At 67.9% G+C, this 23,037-nt stretch carries 22 protein-coding genes and 2 pseudogenes; 13 read left to right on the forward strand and 11 right to left on the reverse strand.

Annotated features, from left to right (window positions below; all coding sequences use genetic code 11):
* Positions 1 to 19: 19 nt before the first annotated feature.
* Entirely contained in the window at positions 20 to 850 is an 831-nt protein-coding gene (locus Q1B08_RS00775) for an arginyltransferase (protein ID WP_299813187.1), read from the forward strand.
* 293 nt (positions 851 to 1,143) lie between these two features.
* Here Q1B08_RS00775 and Q1B08_RS00780 read toward each other — a convergent pair whose 3' ends face one another.
* Positions 1,144 to 1,866, reverse strand: a complete 723-nt coding sequence (locus Q1B08_RS00780) for a hypothetical protein (protein ID WP_299813190.1) — start codon at positions 1,864 to 1,866, stop codon at positions 1,144 to 1,146.
* 114 nt (positions 1,867 to 1,980) lie between these two features.
* On the opposite strand from Q1B08_RS00780, the gene Q1B08_RS00785 reads away from it, so the two are divergent.
* The 6 genes from Q1B08_RS00785 (at position 1,981) to lexA (ending at position 6,822) form a co-directional block, all read left to right on the forward strand.
* Complete coding sequence (locus Q1B08_RS00785) at positions 1,981 to 2,568, forward strand: aminodeoxychorismate/anthranilate synthase component II (RefSeq protein ID WP_299813193.1); 588 nt, start codon at positions 1,981 to 1,983, stop codon at positions 2,566 to 2,568.
* 3 nt (positions 2,569 to 2,571) lie between these two features.
* Positions 2,572 to 3,591: an anthranilate phosphoribosyltransferase gene (gene trpD / locus Q1B08_RS00790; protein ID WP_299813197.1), complete on the forward strand. Its 1,020-nt coding sequence runs from the start codon at positions 2,572 to 2,574 to the stop codon at positions 3,589 to 3,591.
* Positions 3,588 to 4,400 carry an indole-3-glycerol phosphate synthase TrpC gene (trpC, locus tag Q1B08_RS00795; protein WP_299813200.1) on the forward strand — a complete coding sequence of 271 codons (813 nt, stop codon included), beginning with the start codon at positions 3,588 to 3,590 and terminating at the stop codon, positions 4,398 to 4,400. Before trpD ends, trpC begins: the two co-directional genes overlap by 4 nt.
* A complete protein-coding gene (gene moaC, locus Q1B08_RS00800) occupies positions 4,397 to 4,873 on the forward strand; it encodes a cyclic pyranopterin monophosphate synthase MoaC (RefSeq protein WP_299813203.1) in 477 nt (158 codons plus the stop codon). Before trpC ends, moaC begins: the two co-directional genes overlap by 4 nt.
* Positions 4,870 to 6,045 (forward strand): molybdopterin molybdotransferase MoeA, encoded by a 1,176-nt coding sequence (locus Q1B08_RS00805; protein WP_299813206.1) that lies wholly within the window; start codon positions 4,870 to 4,872, stop codon positions 6,043 to 6,045. The genes moaC and Q1B08_RS00805 overlap by 4 nt, the downstream gene beginning before the upstream one ends.
* Positions 6,046 to 6,135: 90 nt before the next feature.
* Positions 6,136 to 6,822 (forward strand): transcriptional repressor LexA, encoded by a 687-nt coding sequence (gene lexA / locus Q1B08_RS00810; protein ID WP_299813209.1) that lies wholly within the window; start codon positions 6,136 to 6,138, stop codon positions 6,820 to 6,822.
* 86 nt (positions 6,823 to 6,908) lie between these two features.
* Here the strand turns inward: lexA and Q1B08_RS00815 are convergent, their stop codons facing one another.
* Positions 6,909 to 8,972: a ComEC/Rec2 family competence protein gene (locus Q1B08_RS00815; RefSeq protein ID WP_299813214.1), complete on the reverse strand. Its 2,064-nt coding sequence runs from the start codon at positions 8,970 to 8,972 to the stop codon at positions 6,909 to 6,911.
* 108 nt (positions 8,973 to 9,080) lie between these two features.
* On the opposite strand from Q1B08_RS00815, the gene gltX reads away from it, so the two are divergent.
* Both gltX and Q1B08_RS00825 read left to right on the forward strand, forming a co-directional pair.
* Entirely contained in the window at positions 9,081 to 10,490 is a 1,410-nt protein-coding gene (gene gltX, locus Q1B08_RS00820) for a glutamate--tRNA ligase (protein WP_299813219.1), read from the forward strand.
* A 100-nt stretch (positions 10,491 to 10,590) separates the two neighbouring features.
* Positions 10,591 to 11,886, forward strand: coding sequence for a citrate synthase (locus Q1B08_RS00825; protein ID WP_299813222.1), 1,296 nt, complete (start codon positions 10,591 to 10,593; stop codon positions 11,884 to 11,886).
* Positions 11,887 to 11,957: 71 nt separating this feature from the next.
* On the opposite strand, the gene Q1B08_RS00830 is transcribed toward Q1B08_RS00825, so the two are convergent.
* Positions 11,958 to 13,061: a DUF6456 domain-containing protein gene (locus Q1B08_RS00830; RefSeq protein WP_299813225.1), complete on the reverse strand. Its 1,104-nt coding sequence runs from the start codon at positions 13,059 to 13,061 to the stop codon at positions 11,958 to 11,960.
* 208 nt (positions 13,062 to 13,269) lie between these two features.
* On the opposite strand from Q1B08_RS00830, the gene Q1B08_RS00835 reads away from it, so the two are divergent.
* A complete protein-coding gene (locus tag Q1B08_RS00835) occupies positions 13,270 to 13,557 on the forward strand; it encodes a DUF6477 family protein (RefSeq protein ID WP_299813228.1) in 288 nt (95 codons plus the stop codon).
* 21 nt (positions 13,558 to 13,578) lie between these two features.
* On the opposite strand, the gene Q1B08_RS00840 is transcribed toward Q1B08_RS00835, so the two are convergent.
* A complete protein-coding gene (locus Q1B08_RS00840) occupies positions 13,579 to 15,114 on the reverse strand; it encodes a trimethylamine methyltransferase family protein (protein WP_299813231.1) in 1,536 nt (511 codons plus the stop codon).
* A gap of 155 nt (positions 15,115 to 15,269) precedes the next feature.
* Between Q1B08_RS00840 and guaA the strand changes: the two genes are divergently transcribed.
* Positions 15,270 to 16,835, forward strand: coding sequence for a glutamine-hydrolyzing GMP synthase (gene guaA / locus Q1B08_RS00845; protein ID WP_299814848.1), 1,566 nt, complete (start codon positions 15,270 to 15,272; stop codon positions 16,833 to 16,835).
* Between the two features lie 23 nt (positions 16,836 to 16,858).
* Here guaA and Q1B08_RS21960 read toward each other — a convergent pair whose 3' ends face one another.
* The 4 genes and pseudogenes from Q1B08_RS21960 to Q1B08_RS21975 form a co-directional block, all read right to left on the reverse strand.
* Positions 16,859 to 17,494, reverse strand: coding sequence for a helicase HerA-like domain-containing protein (locus Q1B08_RS21960; RefSeq protein ID WP_366139956.1), 636 nt, complete (start codon positions 17,492 to 17,494; stop codon positions 16,859 to 16,861).
* A pseudogene (locus Q1B08_RS21965) lies at positions 17,422 to 17,573 on the reverse strand (helicase HerA-like domain-containing protein). Before Q1B08_RS21965 ends, Q1B08_RS21960 begins: the two are co-directional and overlap by 73 nt.
* A gap of 66 nt (positions 17,574 to 17,639) precedes the next feature.
* Complete coding sequence (locus tag Q1B08_RS21970) at positions 17,640 to 17,912, reverse strand: helicase HerA-like domain-containing protein (RefSeq protein WP_366139957.1); 273 nt, start codon at positions 17,910 to 17,912, stop codon at positions 17,640 to 17,642.
* 59 nt (positions 17,913 to 17,971) lie between these two features.
* A pseudogene (locus Q1B08_RS21975) lies at positions 17,972 to 18,079 on the reverse strand (hypothetical protein); the annotation flags it as partial.
* Between the two features lie 400 nt (positions 18,080 to 18,479).
* Here Q1B08_RS21975 and Q1B08_RS00855 point away from each other — a divergent pair.
* Positions 18,480 to 19,190 (forward strand): invasion associated locus B family protein, encoded by a 711-nt coding sequence (locus Q1B08_RS00855; protein WP_299813234.1) that lies wholly within the window; start codon positions 18,480 to 18,482, stop codon positions 19,188 to 19,190.
* A 58-nt stretch (positions 19,191 to 19,248) separates the two neighbouring features.
* On the opposite strand, the gene Q1B08_RS00860 is transcribed toward Q1B08_RS00855, so the two are convergent.
* Genes Q1B08_RS00860 through lpxD form a run of 3 tightly spaced genes read right to left on the reverse strand, consistent with a single transcriptional unit; the run spans position 19,249 to position 21,809 of the window.
* The gene (locus tag Q1B08_RS00860; protein WP_299813237.1) at positions 19,249 to 20,457 is read right to left on the reverse strand and encodes a beta-ketoacyl-[acyl-carrier-protein] synthase family protein; all 1,209 of its coding nucleotides are present in this window, start codon (positions 20,455 to 20,457) and stop codon (positions 19,249 to 19,251) included.
* 10 nt (positions 20,458 to 20,467) lie between these two features.
* Positions 20,468 to 20,734 (reverse strand): acyl carrier protein, encoded by a 267-nt coding sequence (locus Q1B08_RS00865; RefSeq protein ID WP_299813240.1) that lies wholly within the window; start codon positions 20,732 to 20,734, stop codon positions 20,468 to 20,470.
* Positions 20,724 to 21,809: a UDP-3-O-(3-hydroxymyristoyl)glucosamine N-acyltransferase gene (gene lpxD, locus Q1B08_RS00870; RefSeq protein WP_299813243.1), complete on the reverse strand. Its 1,086-nt coding sequence runs from the start codon at positions 21,807 to 21,809 to the stop codon at positions 20,724 to 20,726. The genes Q1B08_RS00865 and lpxD overlap by 11 nt, the downstream gene beginning before the upstream one ends.
* Before the next feature lie 651 nt (positions 21,810 to 22,460).
* Here lpxD and Q1B08_RS00875 point away from each other — a divergent pair.
* Entirely contained in the window at positions 22,461 to 23,036 is a 576-nt protein-coding gene (locus Q1B08_RS00875; protein ID WP_299813246.1) for a DUF882 domain-containing protein, read from the forward strand.
* The last annotated feature ends 1 nt before the right edge of the window (position 23,037 follow it).

Below are 23,037 nucleotides of genomic sequence, written 5' to 3' on the forward strand. Positions count from 1 at the left end.
CACGGGTGAAATGTCTTCCATGCGCCACAGCCTGCCGCTGACGCCGCAGTTCTACGTGACTGCGCCACAAGCCTGTCCCTATATCGACGGACACCGTGAACGAAAGCTGTTCACGGCCTTGCAAGGCTCGGGCGCGACGGCGCTCAACGACAAGCTCTCCAAACAGGGGTTCCGTCGCAGCCAGAACGTTCTCTACCGGCCGAGCTGCGCCGATTGCACGGCCTGCCTGTCCGCCCGCATCCGCTGCACGGATTTCGTCCCGTCGCGATCCCAACGCAAGACGCTGAACCGCAACGCGCATCTGCGCCGCGAGGTGACGTCGCCATGGGCCACGGAAGCGCAGTACGGGCTGTTCCGCCGGTATCTCGCCACGCGTCATGCCAATGGCGGCATGGCCGACATGGACATCTTCGAGTTCGCCGCGATGATCGAGGAGACGCCAATCCGCACGCGCGTGATCGAGTACTGGGACGACCGCCCGAAGACCGACGGGGACGCGCCGGTCCTGCGGGCCGTCTGTCTGACCGACGTACTCGACGACGGGCTGTCGCTCGTCTACTCCTTCTACGACCCCGACCTGCCGCAGCAGAGCCTCGGCACCCAGATCATCCTCGACCATGTGGAGATCGCGCGCGAGGCTGGCCTGCCCTTCGTCTATCTGGGCTACTGGGTGCCCGGCTCCCCCAAGATGGGCTACAAGGCGCAGTTCTCCGCGCTGGAGGTTTTCAAGACCAACGTCTGGCAGCGGGTGGACGATCCGCAGGCCCATGTGCAGGAGACGCATCCGCTCTCCGTCGAGCCGATCTCCGAACAGGTCGCGCGGATCGAGTTGCCGGACGAGATCGGCTAAGGCGCGCCGATCGGCCGCGCTATTGCATCGTGAGCACCGCGGAAGGCGGTGCCCGCGCGATTGCGTCGAACCGTTCCGCGCGCGCCGCCTTCGCAGCGCCCGGTCCATTCGCGGGGAGACCAGCCCGCCACCACGGCCGCCCCGGACCGCCGCGCCCCGAAAGCAGCGCGGGCGGTCACGCAGGAGCCGGCCGCTGCCTCGCACTCGCGGTCAGGCATGACGGGTCGCGGAACCTTCGCCGCGTCGAACTGCCCGACGGGCACGACATCCACCGGACGCGACGCGGGGGCGGCCTACTCGCGCGGGACGAGCGTGACGGGTGCCCCGTTGTCCCGCGCCGGCGGCCGCTTGTCCATGGAAGCGGCGGGCTCCGCTTCGGGCACCGATACGCGCGCCTCCGCCATGGGGCGCGGCGCGGTCTCCGTCGCGTCTGTGGGTACGGTCGGCGCCGGTTCCAAGGCCGGATCGCCCGCGAAGCCGGTCACTTCGCCGGCCCGGGGCGCGGCGCCGCTGCGCGTCTGCGCGCGCGGTGCCTCCGGCGACGCGCCGGGAACGGCAGGGGCCTGCGCGGCGGGGGTCGCGTTCGGTGCGGACGCGGCGGTGGGCGGAGCGACCGCCCGGTCCTCCGGCGGTCGGTTGAACTCGCTTGCGCCAGGCAAGGCGACGGCGTCCCGCGCATCCGTTGGAGCTTCTTTCAGGTCCGCCGCGGCGGGTCCGTTTGCCGCCAACGGCCCCGCGGATCCGTCCCCTTGGTCCCGATCCTCGACCCGGCCCACCGGGGCAGCGCCGAACGACGCGCCGACATCCGGTTCCTCGGGCACCGACAGGCGCCGGTCCGCCCTGTCCAATGCCTGCGGATTCCGCGTTTCGCCCTGCTCAGGCTGCTCCAAAGGCGCGGCATCGGACGCGGCGGGGATCGACGGCTCGGAACGCGGCTCCATCAGGGATACGCTGCCGATCAGGATACCTGACGCCAGTAATCCGCAGATCACGCCCAGCACCGTGCCGTTCCGCATGCCCTCACCCCCGCTCGATCCGAGACCGGCCCTTTCCCCGGGCCTTTGCGCTCCCTATAACCCGCGTGAGTGGGGGGCGCACCCCTTGCGGCCCACGCGATCGGAGGGACTGGCTTGCTTCTGCTGATTGACAATTACGACAGCTTCACCTGGAACCTCGTCCATTACGTGGCCGAGCAGGGCGCCGAGGTGAAGGTCGTGCGCAACGACGCGATCGACGTGCAGGCGGCGATGGCGATGAACCCCGCCGGCGTGCTTCTGTCCCCCGGACCCTGCGATCCCGATCAGGCGGGCATCTGCCTCGCCATGGTCGAGGCCTGCGCCGAGACGCGCACACCGCTGTTCGGCGTCTGCCTCGGGCATCAGGCGATCGGGCAGGCCTTCGGGGGCCGCGTCGTCCGCGCGAACGAGATCGTGCATGGCAAGCTCGGCCGGATGGGGAACGACGGCACCGGCGTCTTCGCCGGCCTGCCGGGCGCCTTCGACGCGACCCGCTACCATTCGCTGATCGTCGAGCGGGCTTCCCTGCCCGAGACGCTCGTGGTCAACGCCGAACTCGAGGACGGCACGATCATGGGTCTGCGCCACCGCGACCTGCCGATCCACGGCGTGCAGTTCCATCCCGAGAGCATCGCATCCGAACACGGCCACGCGCTTTTGCGTAACTTCCTCGATCTGATGCCCCAGACAGAAGCGGCCTGACCCGTGAGCGACACGATGAAGCCCCTCATTTTCGCCGCGTCCGAGGGTCCCCTGTCCCGCAGTCAGGCCGAGGCCGCCTTCGAGGAGCTTTTCGAGGGAACCGCCACGCCCGCGCAGATGGGCGGGCTGCTGATGGCGTTGCGCGCACGGGGCGAGTCCGTATCCGAATACGCCGCCGCGGCCGCTGCGATGCGCGCGCGCTGCAGGGCGGTCCGCGCCCCCGAGGACGCCATCGACATCGTCGGCACCGGCGGCGACGGCAAAGGCACGCTCAACATCTCGACCGCCGCCGCCTTCGTGGTGGCCGGAGCGGGCGTGCCCGTCGCCAAGCACGGCAACCGCAACCTCAGCTCCAAGTCCGGCTCCGCCGACGCGCTGATGCAGATGGGCATCGACGTGATGGTCGATGTGGCCCTGGTGGAGCGCGCGCTGGTGGAGGTCGGGATCGCCTTCATGATGGCGCCCGTCCACCACCCCGCCGTGGCCGCCGTCATGCCCGTGCGGCAGGAGCTCGGCTGCAAGACCATCTTCAACATCCTCGGTCCGCTGACGAACCCGGCCGGCGTGAAGCGGCAGCTCACCGGGGCCTTCGCGCCCGACCTGATCTTTCCGATGGCCGAGACGCTGCAGCAGCTGGGCTCCGAACGGGCCTGGCTCGTCCATGGCGGCGACGGGACCGATGAGCTGTCGATCTCCGACGTGTCGCAGGTGGCCGTGCTCGCGGACGGGCGCATCACCGGCCGCGAGGTCCATCCGGAGGACGCGGGTCTGCCTGTTCATCCGTTCCGCGACATCCTCGGTGGCACTCCGGAGGAGAACGGACGCGCCTTCGCGGCGCTGCTCGCCGGCGAGCCCGGCGCCTACCGCGACGCCGTGCTTCTGAACGCCGCCGCCGCCCTGCTCATCGCCGACCGCGTGTCGGATCTGCGAAGCGGTGCGGAGATGGCGGCCGAGGCGATCGACAGCGGCGCCGCGCGCGCCAAAGTCGACGGGCTCGCCCGCATCACCTCGGAGGCCGCATGAGCACCCCCACGATCCTCGACCGTATCCGGGACTACAAGCTCGAGGAAATAGCCCAACGGAAGGCCGCCCGCGGCCAGTCCGCCATCGAGGCTGCCGCCTCCGCCGCGCCGCCCGTGCGGCCCTTCGCGGACGCCCTTCAGCGGGCCGCGATCTCCGGCTACGGCCTCGTTGCGGAAATCAAGAAGGCCAGCCCGTCGAAGGGCCTGATCCGCCCCGATTTCGACCCGCCCGCCCTCGCGCGGGCCTACGGGAGCGGGGGCGCGACCTGTCTGTCGATCCTCACCGACGCGCCGTCCTTTCAGGGCGACGATGCGTATCTCACCGACGCGCGCGCGGCGGTCGAGCTGCCGGTGCTTCGCAAGGACTTCCTCTACGATCCCTGGCAGGTGGCCGAGAGCCGGGCGCTCGGCGCCGATTGCATCCTGATCATCATGGCCGGCGTGTCCGACGCGCAGGCCGCCGAGCTCGAGGCGGCGGCAGGGGAATGGGGAATGGATACGCTGGTCGAGGTCCACAACCGCGCGGAGCTAGACCGTGCGGGGCGGCTCGGGTCGCGACTGCTGGGGATCAACAATCGCGATCTCAATACCTTCGTCACCGATCTCCAGGTGACGCGCGACCTCGCGCGGCATGCCCCGGAGGATCGTGTGCTCGTCGCCGAATCCGGTCTTTCCACCCCCGCCGATCTCGAGGATCTGGCCCGGCACGGCGCGCGGTGCTTCCTCGTCGGCGAAAGCCTGATGCGGAAGGACGACGTCGCGCAGGCGACCCGCGACCTGCTCTCCGCGCCTCTCGCGGCCAATCGATGAGCAGGCTCACGCATTTCGACGAGGCCGGCGCCGCGCATATGGTCGACGTCTCCGGCAAGGCCACGACCGACCGCGTCGCCGTGGCCGAGGGCTGGGTGAGGATGTCCGCCAAAACCCTCGACATCGTCCGGTCGGGCAGCGCGAAGAAGGGCGACGTCATCGGTGTGGCGCGGCTGGCCGGGATCATGGGGGCGAAGCGCACGGCCGACCTTGTTCCGCTCTGTCACCCGTTGCCGCTCTCGAAGGTCGCGCTCGACCTCGTCCCGGACGACACGCTGCCCGGGCTGCGCATCACCGCCACCGTGGCGACCGCCGGCCGCACCGGAGTGGAGATGGAAGCGCTGACGGCCGTGTCGGTCGCCTGTCTGACGGTCTACGACATGGCGAAGGCGGTGCAGAAGGACATGGAGATCGGCGGCCTGCGTCTGCTCTCGAAGTCCGGCGGAAAATCGGGCGACTGGTCCGCGCCGTGATCTCGGTCGAGACGGCGACCGCCCGACTACTCGAACTCGTCGTGCCGCTCGCACCGGAGACCGTTCCGCTCCGAGCGGCCGCGGGGCGGGTGCTGGCGGCGCCCGTCACCGCGCGGCAGAGCCAGCCGCCCTTCCCCGCTTCCGCGATGGACGGCTACGCCGTCGCCGTCGCGAACCCCGCCCCCGGCGACACGTTCCGGGTCGTGGGCGAGGCCGCGGCCGGCCATCCCTACGGCGGTGCCCTGAAGGGGCGGGACGCCGTTCGCATCTTCACGGGCGCCCCGCTTCCGCCCGGTAGCCGTCGCGTCGTCATCCAGGAGGATGTCACGCGGGACGGCGACACGATCCGCCTCGGCGACGACCTCGACCTGTCCGACTACATCCGCCCGGCCGGTGGCGATTTCGAGCAAGGCATGAAGCTGGCCGCGCCACGACGTCTCGGCAGTCGGGACATCGCCCTGCTCGCTGCGATGGGTCACGGCGACGTCCCGGTGGTCCGGTGCCCGAGCGTGGCGATCGTGATGACGGGCGACGAGCTTCGCGCGCCCGGGGAGCCGTTGGCCCCGGGCCAGATCACCGCCTCGAACGGCTACGGCCTCGCCGCGATGCTGGAAGCCGCCGGGGCGGAAGTCCGGATCCTGCCCATCGCCCGCGACCGCACCGGAAGCCTGCGGACGGTGCTCGATCTGGCCCGGGGCGCCGACCTCGTCGTGACGGTCGGCGGGGCCTCCGTCGGCGATCACGACCTGGTCGCAGGCGCAGCCGGTGCGGCCGGGCTCGACCTTGCCTTCCATAAGGTCGCGATGCGCCCGGGCAAGCCGTTGCTTGCGGGACGCCTGCAGGGCGCTGTCATGGTCGGCCTTCCGGGAAACCCGGTTTCGGCCATGGTCTGCGGCGTGGTCTTCCTTCTGCCCATGCTCCGCAGGATGCTGGGGCTCCCGCCGGAGGTCGCGACCGTGCGATGCCCGCTGTCCGCGCCGCTTCCGGCGAATGGCGGGCGGCAGCACTATATGCGTGGCCGCCGCGTAGAGGGGGGCTGCGTTGCGGAGGCAAGGCAGGACAGCAGCCTCCTTTCCGTGCTGGCCCGCGCCGATCTCCTCATCCTGCGCCCGCCGAACGATCCCGCACGCGAGACGGGCGACATCGTCGATGTCGTCGATTTGCCGCTTTGATGGGTCGTGTTGACACAAAACGGGAACCTTAATAGAACATTGCGTGACGGCGCTACTCACTGCGCGAGCTTATCGAGGAAAACGGGACCGATGCTGACCCGCAAGCAACGCGATCTTCTAGCCTTCATCCACAAGCGCGTGCAGCGCGACGGCGTGCCGCCGTCCTTCGACGAGATGAAGGATGCGCTCGACCTGCGGTCGAAATCGGGCATTCACCGCCTGATTACCGCGCTTGAGGAGCGGGGCTTCATCCGCAGGCTCGCGCATCGGGCGCGGGCGATCGAGATCACGCGCCTGCCCGAAGACATGGGGGGCACGGGGTTCGTGCCGGAAGTGATCGAGGGAGATCGGCCGGACGCGACGCCGACCCGGGCCAGGCCGGTCGCCGTCGACGCGATGGAACTTCCCGTGATGGGACGCATCGCCGCCGGTGTGCCGATCGAGGCGATCAGCGAGGTTTCGAGCCAGGTGGCGGTGCCGAGCCAGATGCTGGGCCACGGGGGAACGCATTACGCACTGGAGGTTCGCGGCGACTCGATGATCGACGCCGGCATCAACGACGGCGACATCGTCGTGATCCGCGAACAGCGGACGGCCGATGACGGCATGGTCGTGGTCGCCTTGGTGGAGGGACAGGAGGCGACCCTGAAGCGCTATCGTCGCTCGAACGGCATGATCGCGCTGGAAGCGGCGAATCCCGCCTACGAGACGCGCCTTCTGCGGGAGGATCAAGTCCGCGTGCAGGGCCGGCTGGTCGGACTGATCCGGACCTACTGAAGCCGATCGTCCAGACGCAGGTCCCGGCCGTGACTGCTTCGCTGCGGGCCGGGCGGATCGCGACAAGCGTTCGGGTATGGATCCTGTCAGTTGGGCGCGCGCGGAACCCATGGTCGCGCGCCCTGAATCTCTTTCGCCGTCGTGATCTTCAGGGACCCGACGGCGTTCGGCGAGGCGGCGACGGCGCCGAGGGCCTTCATCGTTTCCGGATCGAAGACGGTGCACCCCTTCCGCGCCCCAACCGCCGGGTTTGCCGAGATGAGCCAGTCGCCCGGCCCGCAGGCCGCGACCGCCGCAGGCAGATCGCGCTTGCCGCGGGCGACGTGAAACCGCGGCAACGCCGGATCGGAGGGCGCCGGTCGCGCGGCGGCCTCGGCCTGCGATGCCGGATCGCCGTCATTTTCCAGCCAAGCCTCGGCGACGAAGCCGACCCCTGTATCGCGGCTCAACCACCGACCCGCTTGCGTCGTGACGCCCAGCAACCGCGCATCGTCGGAGATTAGGATCGCCGGTCGCGGCGAACGGACCCAGAGTCCCAGCGAGATCGCGACGAGCGCGACCGCGACGCCGCGTGTTCCCCACCCGCGTGCTGCGCCGAGCACCGCCATTCCCAGGCCCATGACTGGCAGAACCCGCCAGTCAGGGGCCGGTATCGGGCGAACCGATCCGGGAAGATCGGCCACCTGGCGCGCGACCCCGAGGATCCACTCGATCCCCCAACCCGCGATCGTCAACGGGAGGGCTTCCAGACCGAGCGGCATGAGGATCAGTCCGATAAGAAGGAGCGGCATCACCGCTGTCCCCATCATCGGCACGGCCAGCATGTTGGCGAGGACGCCGAACTGCCCGACCCGGTTGAAGTGCAGCGCCGCGAACGGCCCCGTCGCGGCGCCCGCGACGATCGAGGACAGCAGCAACGACAGGACCGCCCCCTTCCAGCCGCGCAACCACGGCCCCGATCCGCGCCGCGAAACCGCGTTGAAGACGATGACAAGCGCTCCGGTGGCAGCGAAGGACATCTGAAATCCGGGCCCCGTGAGGCTTTCGGGCTGCCAGAGCAAGACGGCAATCGCCGCGATGGCCACGCTACGGATCGACAGGGCGCGGGCGCCGAGCAGAACCGCTCCGAGCATGACCGCCGCCATGACGAAGGCCCGCTGCGTGGCGACCGTGCCCCCGGACAGGAACAGGTAGAAGAGCGCGAAGGGCAAGGCGACGGCGGCGGCCCATTCGCGCGTTGGATAGTTCAGTGCCAACGGCGGCACGAGTGCCAGGCCCCCGCGGACGGCCCAGAAGACGAAACCGACGAGAAGCCCCATATGCAGGCCGGAGATCGCCAGAAGATGTGCGAGGTTGGACGCCCGCAGCGCCTCCGTCACCTCTGTGGAAAGGCCCGAGCGGTCGCCCGTGGTAATCGCCGCGGCCACCTGTCCTGTCTGCCCCGGCAGACGTTCGCGGAGGCTTTCGCCCACGAAGGCCCGCATCCGTGCGATCCAGAGGGCCGTTCCGCCCCGCGGGGCCTCTGCGAGCAGCAGGGGCACGCGCCCGTAGCCGATCGCGCCGAGCTTCAGGAACCAGGCGTGGCGCTGGAAGTCGAACCCGCCCGGCTCCGTCGGACCGGCGGGGGGCGACAGATGCGCGGTGGTCATCACGCGGAGGCCCGGCCTCGGCGTCATGCCGGTCTCGTCCTGTAGCGAGATGCGAACACGGCGCGGCGTCTCCGCCGGCCCCATCCGGTCGAGGCGCACGCGGTCGAGCGTGAGCCGCATCGCGCCCGAAGCGGACCGGTCGATCTCGACGATCCGGCCCTCGACCGCGCCGTAGTAGCGCCAGCTGAGCACGGGGCCGGCGACAAGGTTCGTGCGCATTTGCGCGGCGAGAACGCCGGCGACCAAGGTCGCGGCGATCAGCGCGAGGAACCCGGCACCGGCCCGACCAAGCCACGCGAGAGCGAGGCAGGCCAGAGCGGCCACCCCCATCGCCGAGGCTGCCGCGCGATCCGGCTCCACGGGCAGGCCAAAGTAAAGGCCGACTCCTGTGCCGAAGGCCAGCGCGAGCCATGGCAGACGACGGCCGCGGAGGTTCTGGATCGACGCGCAAATGCGTTGCCAGAGACTGTAGGGAAGGGTCGCAGCGTCGACGGGGTGCATCCTTGCCCTCCCTGTTCGGGCTGCCTATCAACCGCGCGACACTAGGCCTCGCGGGGTATACAAAGCGTTAACCATCACGCGCCCCCGGCCCATCGACGAGGACACGCCATGCCAACCGCCCCGATCGTCACACGTTTCGCCCCCTCGCCGACCGGATATCTCCATATCGGCGGGGCACGCACGGCACTCTTCAACTGGCTGTTCGCGCGTCGACACGGGGGGCGGTTCCTTCTGCGGATCGAGGATACCGACCGCGCCCGTTCGACCGAGGCCGCGACCCAGGCGATCTTCGATGGGCTGACCTGGCTCGGTCTCGATTGGGACGGCGAGCCCGTGAGCCAGGCGGCGAATGCCCCGCGCCATGCCGAAGTGGCGCGGGAGATGCTGTCGCGAGGCCATGCCTACAAGTGCTTCGCCACGCAGACGGAGATCGAGGCGTTCCGCGAGACCGCGCGGGCCGAAGGGCGTTCGACCCTTTACCGCAGTCCCTGGCGCGATGCGGGTCCCGGGGACCGCCCGGATCGACCGCACGTCATCCGGCTTCGCGCCCCGCGCGAGGGCGCGACGACCGTCCGCGACATCGTCCAGGGCGAGGTGGTGGTGCAGAACGACCAACTCGACGACATGGTGCTGCTACGATCGGACGGCACGCCGACCTACATGCTCGCCGTCGTGGTCGACGACCGCGACATGGGCGTCACCCACGTGATCCGCGGCGACGACCACCTCAACAACGCCGCCCGGCAGGCGCAGATCTACGCGGCGATGGATTGGTCCGAGCCGGTCTGGGCGCATATCCCGCTGATCCACGGCGCGGACGGCAAGAAGCTGTCGAAGCGGCACGGTGCCCTCGGCGTCGAGGAATATGCCGAAATGGGCTTCCCTGCGGCGGCGATGCGCAACTACCTCGCGCGGCTCGGCTGGAGCCACGGCGACGACGAGTTCTTCGACGATGCGCAGGCGCGGGCTTGGTTCGATCTCGACGGGATCGGCCGGGCACCCGCGCGTCTGGACCTCAAGAAACTCGAGAACCTGTCGGGCCAGCACCTGAGCGCGATGGACGACGACGCGGTCGTTTCCGCAGCGCTCGACTGGAACGCGCGTGCGGGGAACGCGCCGATAGAGGCTCCGGCGCTCGCCCGTGCCGTGCCCCTCGTGAAGACGGCGAGCCGCACCCTGCCCCAAGTGATCGAACGCGCCCGGTTCGCCCTCGTTTCGCGACCGGTGACGACCGACGACAAGGCGGCGCAGGCGCTCGATGCGGAGTCGCGCGCCCTGCTCGGCGATTTGACGCCGCAGCTGCAAAGCGCTACTTGGGAGCGCGACAGGTTGGAGCAAATCGCGAAGGAGTTTGCGCAGTCGAGAGGCTTGGGTCTCGGCCGGATCGCGGGACCGCTGCGCGCGGCGCTCGCAGGCCGGACGGCAACGCCGAGCGTCTTCGATATGATGGCTGTTCTCGGACGGGACGAAACGCTCGCCCGGATTGCCGATGCTGCGGAATCCCTGTCCGTTGGCTGACCCTTCCCTTACGGGATTCGCGTTCGACGAATGACAGCATGATGCGATCATACAACCGGTTACCGGGTGACTTATGCCCGGCCCAAGCGAAAGGACGTATATGGCAGAGAGCAACAGGACGGCCAGTTTCACCCTCGACGGCAAAAGCCACGAACTGCCCGTTCTTTCCCCGACCGAGGGCCCCGACGTCGTCGACATCCGCAAGCTTTACAGCAACGCGGACGTCTTCACCTACGATCCGGGCTTCACCTCGACCGCCGCCTGCGAGAGCGCGATCACATTCATCGACGGCGACGAGGGGGTTTTGCTGCATCGCGGCTATCCGATCGGACAGCTCGCCGAGAAATCGCACTATCTCGAGGTCTGCTATCTGCTCCTCTACGGGGAGCTTCCTTCGGCCGATAAGCTCGAAACCTTCGAGACGACGGTGACGCGTCACACGATGATCCACGAGCAGATGCACAACTTCTTCCGGGGCTTCCGGCGGGACGCGCATCCGATGGCGACGATGGTGGGCGTGGTCGGCGCGATGTCGGCCTTTTATCACGACAGCACCGACATCAACGATTCCTGGCAACGCGAGGTCGCGTCCTTCCGGCTGATTGCCAAGATGCCGACCATCGCGGCGATGGCCTACAAGTATTCCATCGGGCAACCCTTCATCTATCCGCGCAACGACCTCGATTACGCGGCGAACTTCCTCAATATGTGCTTCTCGGTCCCGTCCGAACGGTACGACGTAGACCCGATCCTCGCCCGGGCGATGGACCGTATTTTCACGCTGCACGCCGATCACGAGCAGAACGCCTCTACCTCGACCGTCCGGCTTGCCTCCTCGTCCGGCGCGAATCCGTTCGCCTGCATCGCGGCGGGGATCGCTTGCCTCTGGGGTCCGGCGCATGGCGGTGCGAACCAGGCTTGCCTGGAGATGCTTCGTCAGATCGGGACTGTGGACCGGATCCCCGAGTTCATCGCCCGGGCGAAGGACAAGGACGACCCGTTCCGCCTGATGGGCTTCGGCCACCGCGTCTACAAGAACTTCGACCCCCGCGCGACGGTGATGAAGCAATCGGCCGACGAAGTGCTGGAACTACTTGGCATAGAGGACAATCCGACGCTTCAGGTCGCCAAGGAACTGGAGAAGCAGGCCCTCGCCGATCCGTATTTCGCCGAAAAGAAGCTGTTCCCCAACGTGGATTTCTATTCGGGGATCATTCTCGAGGCGATGGGTTTCCCGACATCGATGTTTACGCCGATCTTCGCGCTGTCCCGGACCGTCGGATGGATCTCGCAATGGAAGGAGCAGCTTTCGGATCCGGCCCTCAAGATCGGCCGGCCGCGGCAACTTTATACCGGCGCGGCGCAGCGCGACTACGTCGACGTCGAGAACCGCTAGGGTTCACCTGGAACCGAAAGACGCCGCCGGTAAAGCGGCGGCGTCTTGCTTTTGCATATGCCGAAAGACGTTTACTGGTGAAGGTCATCGTAATGCGCGGCGAGCCGCTGCAACGCGATGCGGAGCACGATCTTGCCCGATCGCGCCGCCCAACCCATCCGTTTCTCCGCTGTTTCTAGCCCCTCGAGGAAGCAGCAAACGCGCAGAACGACGTCGGCCAGGCCAGGCCCGAGCGCGCGGAGCGCGTCCGATACGCGTTGCCGCGCATCCTCGGGTCCGCTGCAATTGTTTCCCGGGGCCACGTCGCCGCGATTGCCGGCGGTAAGGAACCGTTCCCAGTTCTGGCCGATCCGGGGGCCCATCTGCGCGCGTTCGAAGTCCTCGCGCAGCCGTTCGCCGGCGACGACGAGGTCCATCGACAGGAACGGCTTTCCGTCCCGGTCCTTCTTGCGGGCCAGACCACCCAAGGGCGATTCACTGAGGTTCACCCGCAGCGTCTCGTCGCCCCGTGGGCTGGACACGACCCTCTGGCCGACATCCATATGCTGCGTCAGGAAAGGGCTCGGCGATTCCGCCATGCCACGAGCCTCGACCCGGGCGTTCAGCGTGTCGCTCAGCAGACGTTTCAGCGCAGCCCGCCCGGCTTCGGTGATGCGATACCGCGTGATCCGCCCCGCCTTGTAGCACGCCACCCAGTCCTTCAACACGAAGGCTTGTGCCACGAGTTTGGGCACGGTGGCCGTCCGCGTCGGCGTCCCCCCCGTCTCGCGCAGGACAGCCGCCTGCGGCATGCCCTGTCCCACAGCGAGAAACGCATCCGCCTCGCACAGACGGCGCAGCACACGCTTCGCTTCGCGATTGAGGGTCTCGTCGTCGATGAGGGCCGCGCGTGGGGGGAGTGCTGACATCGGGTGGGTCTCTTTCTGGTTCGTGTAAACCGCTGGGTCGCCGGCCGCTTCTGCGAGCCGCTCCATGATATCGTCCACGAGGGGATCGTCCCGGCGCTGCTCGATCCGGCGCACCTGCCGGAGGATCGTCGAGGCGGCGCAGCCGATCTCCGCGGCAACGTCCCGGAGCGGGCGACCGGAATGGGCATGGGCGAGGTAGGCCCGCGCGGCTTCCGGGACCCATTCGGGAAGCGTCGCGGCGGCGACAGATGCGGGTGACGACGACATCGAACAACTCCAAGGGAATCCTATGGAAAACGGAGTCAGGAGTCGCCCCGATTGGTTACCAGACCGTTAATTGTTGCCAATGCAGCGCCAATTGTTTCCAAAATGTAAACGATAAGAATAGGGCGAACGGTCCACCCGGTTTTGGCGCAACAGTGGCGACAATCGGGCCAGATTGTGGCGCATACCGACCCCAACTTGGACACCGACCATGTGCGATATCGCCAGTGAACTTGCCGCTCTTCGTCGCCCCGGGCTCCTCGTGGAGGCAGCCGCGCACGGGACCGTCCGCTACGAACGCCGTCGAGACCTTCGCCGCATGCTGCGCATAGCGATCCCTGCCTCGCCGAAGGCCGCTCTGGAGAAACTTCTTCCGATCGAGGCAGCCCTGGAGAACCGGCGCAAGACGTCGGACAAGAACTACAGTCTTGCGCGCCACGTCGATATTCTCGTGGCGCTCCTTGCCGAGGCTCAGGCGTTCCGGCGCGGCACCGCCTGACGGCGCCGCGACATTAGAGCTTCAGGAGAAGGCGTCGGTCATCGACGCCTTTTTCCGTTCCACGTACTCCTGCAGAGCCTCCCGGACCGCCGGATCGATCGGTGGCTGTTCGTAGGCGCCCAGAAGCTTCTCGACACGCGCGGTCGCCAGGGCCCGCGTGTCCCGCGCTCCCTCGTCGACCCAAGTCTCGAACGGCTTGTAGTCGAGCAGGTCGGATTTCCAGAACGCCGATTTGAAGTTCGCCTGCGTGTGCGCACAGCCGAGATAATGCCCGCCCGGACCGACCTCCCGGATCGCGTCGAGCGCGAGCGAATCCTCGTCGAGATGCACACCCTGCGCCAGCTTGTGCAGCACGCCCAGCTGATCGGCATCCATTACGAACTTCTCGAAATCCGCGACCAGCCCACCCTCGAGCCAGCCGCAGGAATGCAGCATGAAATTGACCCCCGACAGCAGACCGGCATTGAGCGAGTTCGCAGATTCGTAGGCCGCCTGCGCATCCGGCAGCTTCGACCCGTTGAACGAGCCTGCGCTGCGATAGGGCAGGTTCAGCCGCCGGGCAAGCTGCCCTGCGGCATACGTGATCTGCGACGCCTCGGGCGTTCCGAATGTCGGTGCGCCGGAATTCATGTCGATCGAGGTCACGAAAGCCCCGAAAATCGCCGGCGCGCCGGGCCGCACGAGCTGGCTGTAGGCCACGCCCGTCATGACCTCCGCCAATACCTGCACCAGCGTCCCCGCGACGGAGACCGGCGCCATCGCGCCGCCGACGATGAAGGGCGAGATGATCGTCGCCTGATTGGCCGCTGCATATTCCTCGAGCGCGCCCATCATCACCGAGTCAAAGGTCAGGGGCGAATTGATGTTGATGAGCGAGACAAGCGCCGTCCGGTCCGCGAGGCCGCCGAAGAGGATATCCGCCATCTCCACGGAGTCGCGCGCCCGGCTAGGTTCCGTAACCGAACCCATGAACGGTTTGTCGGTCAGCGTCATGTGCGCCATGAGCATGTCGTAATGGCGCTTGTTGGCCGGAAGGTCGGTCGGTTCGCAGACCGTGCCGCCGGAATGGTGCAGCCATCGCGACATGTGCCCGAGCCGGACGAACTTCTCGAAATCCGCCATCGTCGCATAGCGTCGGCCGCCGCCGTCGCGCACGAAGGGCGGGCCATAGACCGGCGCAAGAACGAGGTTACGCCCCCCGATCTCGACGCTTCGGTCAGGATTGCGGGCGATCTGCGTGAAGCTCGACGGCGCCGTCGCGCACAGCGTCCGGGCCAGGCCGCGCGGGATGCGGACCCGATCGCCCCGGATATCCGCCCCCGCCTCGCGCCAACGATCCAGCGCGGCGGGATTTTCCGGGAACGAAACCCCGATCTCCTGGAGAACGGTTTCGGCCTGATCCTCGATGACCGACATGGCCTCCTCGTTCAGGATGTCGAAGTCCGGAATGTTGCGGGTGATGTAGCGGGCCTGTTCGACGCGGCCCGACATGCGTTCCGCGCGCTTCGCGGCGCCGCCGCCGCTCCGCCGCCCCTGCCTGCGCTCGTCATCCGCCATGGCGGTCCCCTCCCGTTTGCATCTTCAAGGCTCTGCGTAGTGGCAAGGCGCATTGCCCGGCGGTGCGTTTGCGCCCCGGATGGGCGAAAGACGACATGCAGCCGGACCCGATCTTGCCGTCCGCTCGCCCCGCGGGTAAGGCGCGGATCATGGATCTGCCCAAGCATCAATGCCTCTTCATCGTCGATTTCGGTAGCCAGGTGACGCAGCTCATCGCGCGACGCCTGCGCGAGCTGAACGTCTATTGCGAGATACACCCCTTTCAGAACGTCACCCTCGATCTGCTTCGCGAGCGTGCGCCCAGGGCGGTGATCCTGTCGGGCGGCCCGGCCTCGGTCCCCGACACCGACAGTCCGCGCCCGCCGGCGGAGATCTTCGAACTCGGCGTGCCCGTTCTCGGCATCTGCTACGGGCAACAGGTGATGATGCAGATGCTCGGCGGCCGGGTCGTGCGCGGCGAGGGCAGCGCGGAGTTCGGCCGCGCCTTCGTGACCCGCGAAACGAAACTCGACCTCCTCGAGGGCTGGTTCGACGGTCTCGAATCGACCGGCCGCGAGCAGGTCTGGATGTCGCATGGCGACCATGTGGACCGTATTGCGTCGGGATTCGAAGTCTATGCCACTTCGCCCGGCGCGCCCTTCGCCGTCGTCGCCGACGCGTCGCGGCACTTCTACGGGATGCAGTTCCACCCCGAAGTGCACCATACCCCCAAGGGCCGGCTTCTCTTCGAGAATTTCGTGCGTATTGCCGGGTTCGAGGGCGACTGGACCATGGCGGGCTACCGCGATCAGGCGATCGCGGCGATTCGGGAACAGGTCGGCGACGGCAAGGTCATCTGCGGCCTGTCGGGCGGCGTCGATTCCTCCGTGGCGGCCGTGCTGATCCACGAGGCGATCGGCGACCAGCTCACCTGCGTCTTTGTCGATCACGGCCTTCTCCGGCAGGGCGAGGCCGACGAGGTCGTGCGGATGTTCGGCGACCACTACAACATCCCGCTCGTTCACGCGGACGAGCGGGACCTGTTCCTCGACGCGCTCGACGGTGTTTCCGATCCGGAAACGAAGCGGAAGACGATCGGCCGCCTCTTCATCGACGTCTTCCAGAAGCATGCGGCCGAGGTCGGCGGCGCCGAGTTCCTCGCGCAGGGCACGCTTTACCCAGACGTCATCGAATCCGTCAGCTTTTCGGGCGGCCCGTCGGTGACGATCAAGTCGCACCACAATGTCGGTGGCCTGCCTGAGAAGATGGGCTTGAAGCTGATCGAGCCGCTACGCGAACTTTTCAAGGACGAGGTGCGCGAGCTCGGACGGGAGCTGGGCTTGCCGCCGAGCTTCATCGGGCGCCATCCTTTCCCTGGCCCCGGCCTTGCCATCCGTTGCCCGGGGGAGATCACCCGGCACAAGCTCGATATCCTACGCAAGGCGGACGCGGTGTATATCGATCAGATCCGGCGGCATGGTCTCTACGACGAGATCTGGCAGGCCTTCGTCGCCATCCTGCCCGTCCGCACGGTCGGTGTGATGGGCGACGGGCGGACCTACGATTTCGCCTGCGCGCTGCGCGCCGTGACCTCCGTCGACGGGATGACGGCCGATTACTACCCGTTCAGCCACGACTTCCTCGGCGAGACCGCGACGCGGATCATCAACGAGGTGCCGGGCATCAACCGAGTGACCTACGACATCACCTCGAAGCCGCCGGGCACGATCGAATGGGAATGACGAATACCAGCTAGGTGCCATTGTCACCAACCGCGAAACAGTCTCCGTGAACCCCGCGCATGATAGTCCTGTCGGCCTGCGTGCCGAGGGACCTGGCGAAGGACTTGGCGAACGTCTCCCCGACGGTGTCCCCCGCGAGGACCCGCTGCGCAACGACCCCGTATAGCGCCGAACGAACTTTTGGGTCCACTCGTCGCCCGGAGCCTCGACGCGGGACGACTCCGCTGCGCGCTTCGCGAGGATCTCGTGGCGCTCTCGCTGTCCACCGCCGTGTCGTAGCGTCCCGCCACCGGGGACGCTGCGACGATCGCAGCCCGTTCCGCTAGCATGATCGGGCCGAGGCGCGACGCCAGCGGGCGGATCAGCGTCCGCTCCGCCATACCGGGGATGCTCTTGCGTTCGAGGGAGGACGTGACCGTCTCGCCCTTGCCGACCTCGCGGATCGTCTCCGCGATGCCGAAGTCCGGGTTCGCGCGATAGTTCTGCACCACCTGCGCCGAGACGCGCCGATCCTTAGCCGTGATTGCGCGCAGCCTGTGCTGCACGCGACTGCCAAGCTGCCCCGGAATATCCTCCGGATTCTGCGTCACGCATAGACGCCGACGCCCCCGGACCGGATCAGCCGCGCCACCTGCTCGACCTTTTCGATCAGCGCGCACGACGCGTCGTCGAGGAACAGGTGGCCTCGTCGAAGAAGAAGACAAGCTTCGACTTTCCGGCATCGCCTACCTCGGGCAGTCGCTCGAAGAGTTCCGATAGGAGCTACAGGTCCTTGCGGCGCTCTCCCACTCAGACCAGCAGCGACTACAAGTCCTTCGGATCAAGCTGTCCCAGCCCCTCCGCGTCGGCCGCCCGGAACGCGATGTCGAGCACGCCTTCCTGTACGTCCGTCAGCTCCATCAGCCGGGCGAACAAGAGCGGACCCATCTCCGGGATCGTCTTGCGCACCGGATGTCCGGCCTCGTCCCAGAGATCCCGGAACGTGACCGGCGCCGCGGCATAGGGCAGGTCGAGCCCGATCCGCGTTGCCCGTTCGACAAACGCCGGATGCAGGTCGTGCACCCCGGAGCTAGGCATGGCAAGACCGGCACGCCGGCCTCCGAGGAACCCCGCGACAGGATTTGCAGGGTCGCCGTCTTGCTCGTGCCCGCCGCCCCGGCGATGACCCCGTGACGATTCGCGTGGTCGAGGCGAAGACCTTGCGGCTCAACCCGGTCCGCGCCGCCGACAAATATCGCCTCCACGACGTCAATCGGTTTTACACCCCGCCGTTAACCGCATTTTAGAACCACTCCGCCATAACAGCGGGAGACCGGGGCGCACAGTGTCGTCCGCTCCGGTCTGTCTCCCTGTCGAACTGGCCGCGCGGCCCCCACCGCGTGGCTTTTTTCGTCCCGGTTTCCCCTGATTTCGCCTGTTGACGGTTCAAATCGTGCTGCCTATGGTCCTGCGCATCAAGTCGGCCAGTCCGACGGGGAGAGAACAAACAATCGGAAGGGGCCTTCGTTCGAGGCCCCTTTTTTATGTCGCACCATCCGTTCGCAAAGGCGTGTTCCGCGACAGCGACGCAGCCCGATCCAACCCCCTGCACATCCTCCGGTTCGCGTGGTAATCGGCGCGCGAAACCTCGACAGGAGACTCGCCTTGCCTGCTTTTCCGTTCCGCTTGTCCGCATCGCTCGCGCTGACGCTGGCGCTCGCCACCCCCGCTCTCGCGCAGGACGCCGACACACCCGAAACCGACGCGCCCGCCGTCGAGGAAACCGTTCCGGCGCCCGACGCATCCGGGGCCGGCGCGCCTGCGGCGGATGGCGACGCGACCGCCGCCGGGGCCGGACCCGTCGTCCCGGGCGGCGATCTCGCGGTCGGACAGGATGTCGGCGAAGCCCTCGGCGGCGGTCCCGAGATCTACGTTCGCGAGGAGCACGGCTCCTGGCAGGTCCGCTGCCTCCGCGCGCCCGAGGGGCAGGAAGATCCGTGCCAGCTTTATCAGCGGCTGGCGGATCAGAACGGCAATCCGACGGCCGACGTCAACGTCTTCGACGTACCCGACGACAGTGACATCGCGGTCGGTGCGACGATCCTGACGCCGTTGCAGACGCTGCTGACCGCGCAGGTGACGATGACCATCGACGGCAGCGCGCCGCGGCGCTACCCGTTCAGCTTCTGCGACCAGTCCGGCTGCTATTCCCGGATGGGCTTCACCGCCGAGGACGTCGCCGCGCTGAAGCGCGGATCGAGCGCCACGCTCGTCGTGGTTCCGGCGCTCGCCCCCGATCAGGCGGCGGAGCTCACGATGTCCCTGTCGGGCTTCACGGCCGGTCTTGCGGCGATCGAGCTTCCGAACGCGGAATAGGGCGACAACTGATCCGTGTCGCGCGCGGGCCCCGGGGGCACCCGGAGCCCTTCCGCTGTCACGGCCTTGCCAGAACGACCACCGCGTTCATGCCGCCGAAGGCGAAGGCGTTCGAAAGGCAGGCCGCCACCGGGATCTTGCGCGCGACGTTCGGGACCACATCGAGGTCGCACTCCGGGTCGGCGGCGCGCCAGTTCGCCGTCGGCGCCACCACGCCCTCGTCGAGCGCCATGAGGCAGGCCAGCAACTCGATCGCCCCGGTCGCGCCGATGCAATGCCCGTGCATGGATTTCGTCGAGGACACGATCACATCCTGCGCCGCGTGGCCGAAAACATCGCGGATGGCCGCGCATTCCGTCCTGTCGTTCGCCGCGGTCCCCGTGCCGTGGGCATTGACGTAGCCGATCTCGCCCGCAGGCAGGCCTGCATCCCGCAGCGCGGCCATCATCGCGCGGGCGGCGCCGTCGCGGGACGGCGCAACGATGTCGGCGGCGTCCGCGTTCATGGCCACGCCGACGATCTCTCCGAACACGGTCGCGCCGCGGGCCAACGCGCGGTCGCGATCCTCCAGAACGAACACGCCGGCTCCTTCGCCTTGCACCATGCCCGACCGCGTCGCGCAGAACGGCCGGCAGGTATCGGAGGACAGCACCCGCAATCCCTCCCAGGCTTTCACGCCACCGAAGCAGAGCATCGCCTCCGCCCCGCCGGTCAGCATCACGTCGGCCATTCCGGCGCGGATGATCTGCGCGGCCTGCGCGATGGCATGGTTCGAACTCGCGCAGGCCGTGGAGACGGTGAGGGCCGGCCCCCTGAGATCGTGAAGCATGCTCAGATGGGAGGCCGCCGCGTTCGCCATCAGCCGGGGCACGACGAAGGGGTGCACCCGGTTCTTGCCGGCCTCGTAGACCGCGCGGAAGTTCTCGTCCTGCGTGGTCAGCCCCCCCCCCGACGTGCCGAGGACGACGCCGGCCCGATCAGCGAGGTCGGGGTCGTTCTCCAGCCCGGCTTCGGCCACCGCCTGCCGGGCCGACAGGATGGCGAACTGCGTCGCGCGATCGTAAAACGTCAGCTCCGCCCGACCGAAATGCTTCGTCTCGTCGTAGCCCCGCACCTGCGCGCCGATCCGGATCGAGAGGCGGTCGAGGTCGCGCAGCTCCAGCGTGCCGATGGCCGAATGCCCGGCGCGCATCGCGGCGAGCGTTTCCGGCACGTCGCGGCCGAGCGCGTTGACCGTGCCCCTGCCGGTGATGACGACACGGCGCACCGGTCCCGGATCAGCCGTGCTGCTCGGCGACGAGACGTTCGACCGCCGCGGCGATGGCGCCGACGGAGGCGATGTCGAACCCGCTCGCCCCCGGCTCGTTCGCGTTGAACGGCACCTGGATGTCGAACGCCTCCTCGATAGCGAAGATCACCTCCACCACGCCCATGCTGTCGATGCCCAGATCGGCGGGCGACTGATCGTCGGTCACGTCGGCCGCGTCGACCATGGCCTGCTCGGCCAGGATGGCCTGGACGCGCGCGCGCAGGTCAGCCGCCATTGCCGCCTCCAACGCGCTTGCGCAGATCCGCCAGTTGCTCGAGCGCGCGCGGCAGCCGGCGGAGCGCGCGGTACATCGCCATGTTGGTCTCCATCTTTACCGCGGGCGAACCCATCACGACTTCGCCCGAAGCCACGCGGGTATAGATGTTGGTCCCGCCGCCCGCGACGACGTCGTCGCCGATGGTGATGTTGTCGTTGACGCCGACCTTGCCGGCCAGGACGACCCGGTTGCCGATCGTCGTGCCGCCCGAGACACCGACATGTGCGCAGAACAGGCAATCCTCGCCGATGCGGTCGTTGTGGCCGATCATCACGAGGTTGTCGATCTTGGTGCCCCGCCCGACCACGGTGTTCGCGATCGTGCCGCGATCGATCGTCGAATTGGCGCCGATCTCGACATCGTCGCCGATCTCGACCGAGCCCAGCGAATGGATGCGCGTCCAGCCTTGTTCGCGGACCTCGCCCTGATCGCCCAGAGATTTCCGGGCCCGTTCCACACCGGATTCCTCGGGCGTCACAAAGCTGAAGCCGTCGCCGCCGATCACGGCATTGGGCTGGGCGATGACCCGATGCCCGATGCGCACGCGCGCCCCGATACGAACCCCCTGCATCAGCAGGACATCGTCGCCCAGCACCGCGTCCTCCGCCACCGTCGCATGGGCGGCGATCCGAGCGCGCGCCCCGATGCGGACCCCGGCGCCGATGACCACGTAGGGCCCGATTGCGGCGTCCGGTCCGATCTCCGCCCCGTCTTCCACAAGCGCGGTCGGATGCACGCCCGGGGCGATGCGCGGCCCGGCGTCGAGGGCCGAGGTGATTCCCGCCATCGCCAGGCGGGCGCGCGGGACGAGAACCGCGCCTTCGAGACCCATACCGCGCCAATCCGCCCCGTCCCAAAGGATGGCCCCCCGCGCCCGCCCCTCGCGAAGCGCGTCGCCATAGGCGGGCGACATCGCCAGTGCCAGATCGTCGGGCCCTGCCGCCCCCGGTTCCGACGCGCGCAGGAAACGCAGCGTGCCGTCACCCTCCACGGGGCGGCCCAGCGTCTCGGCGATTTCGGACAGGGTGAACATGCTATGCCTCCGGCGGGAGCCCCGACGCCCCGCTTTGGGACTTAACTGCGCTCTGCCGTCAGTTCCACCCCGGCGGCTCGCTCATCTAGCGCAGCCGTTGAAGCCCGACGAGGATCCGACCGAGCGGGTCCTTCACCGGGGCGTTCGATACGGTACGGGTCGCCGGGCCGGCCTGCCCATCGACGCGCTAGCCTTTATCATTTCGAAACGCCTACAGCGCCGCTATCAATCGCGCGTCGAAGTCGGCGGACGCGATGCGTGCCGGATACCCCAGCCACATCGGTCAGTCCCGGGGGGCGACGCCCCCGCTCCCGTGGCGCGCGGCCGCAACCTGCCCTGCGACACATCAGCAGGGAGAACGATGGCACGACGAGGCGTTTCCGGATGTCACGACAAAGAGCTGCGCGACGAAATCAACCGGACGTGTCCACGAAGGCGTCAATCGAACCCGAAAACTCGTCGGGCGGGCAAACCGGCAACATTCCCGGCGGATCGCGGAACGCGGCACACTTGGCGGATTTCTGCCTATGTCTCGTCGTGGCAGGAACAATGTTCGAGAATCGGATGAATTGTGCGAAACGAAGCCTGTCACATGGGGATGAGACACCTGAGGCCGCGACAGACGGTCCAAGCAGTGGACGGGGCAGTATTGTGACCAATGAAACGTGTGCAGGCACGTCGATCTCTCGGCGTGGGCTTCTCGGTGCGTTCGCGGCAACCGCCGTGGCGGCCGCACCCACCTATACGAACGCCGCCGGGTTCCTCCGGGGCGGCGGCGACATTCGCCGCATCAAGATGCACAATCCACGGACCGGCGAGGCCATGGACACGATCTACTGGGTCGATGGCCGCTACATCCGCGAGGCGATGAACGAGATCAACGTCTTCTTCCGGGACTGGCGTCGCAACGAGGTCCACGCGATCGACAACCGGACGCTCGACATCATCGCGGCGACGCATCGGCTTGTGGACGTGCGCGAGCCGTTCATGCTGCTTTCGGGCTATCGTTCGCCGGCGACGAACGCGATGCTGCGCGCCCGCTCGAGAGGCGTGGCGAAGCATTCGCTGCATCTCCAGGGACAGGCCGCGGATCTGCGGCTGAACTCGCGGTCCGTCAGTCAGGTGGCGCGTGCGGCGGCGGCCTGCTCGGCGGGCGGCGTCGGCAAGTACAGCCGCTCGAACTTCACCCATATCGATTGCGGCAACGTCCGAAGCTGGGGCGCCTGAC

The organism is uncultured Jannaschia sp. (assembly GCF_947494025.1).
Classification (GTDB): Bacteria; Pseudomonadota; Alphaproteobacteria; order Rhodobacterales; family Rhodobacteraceae; genus Jannaschia.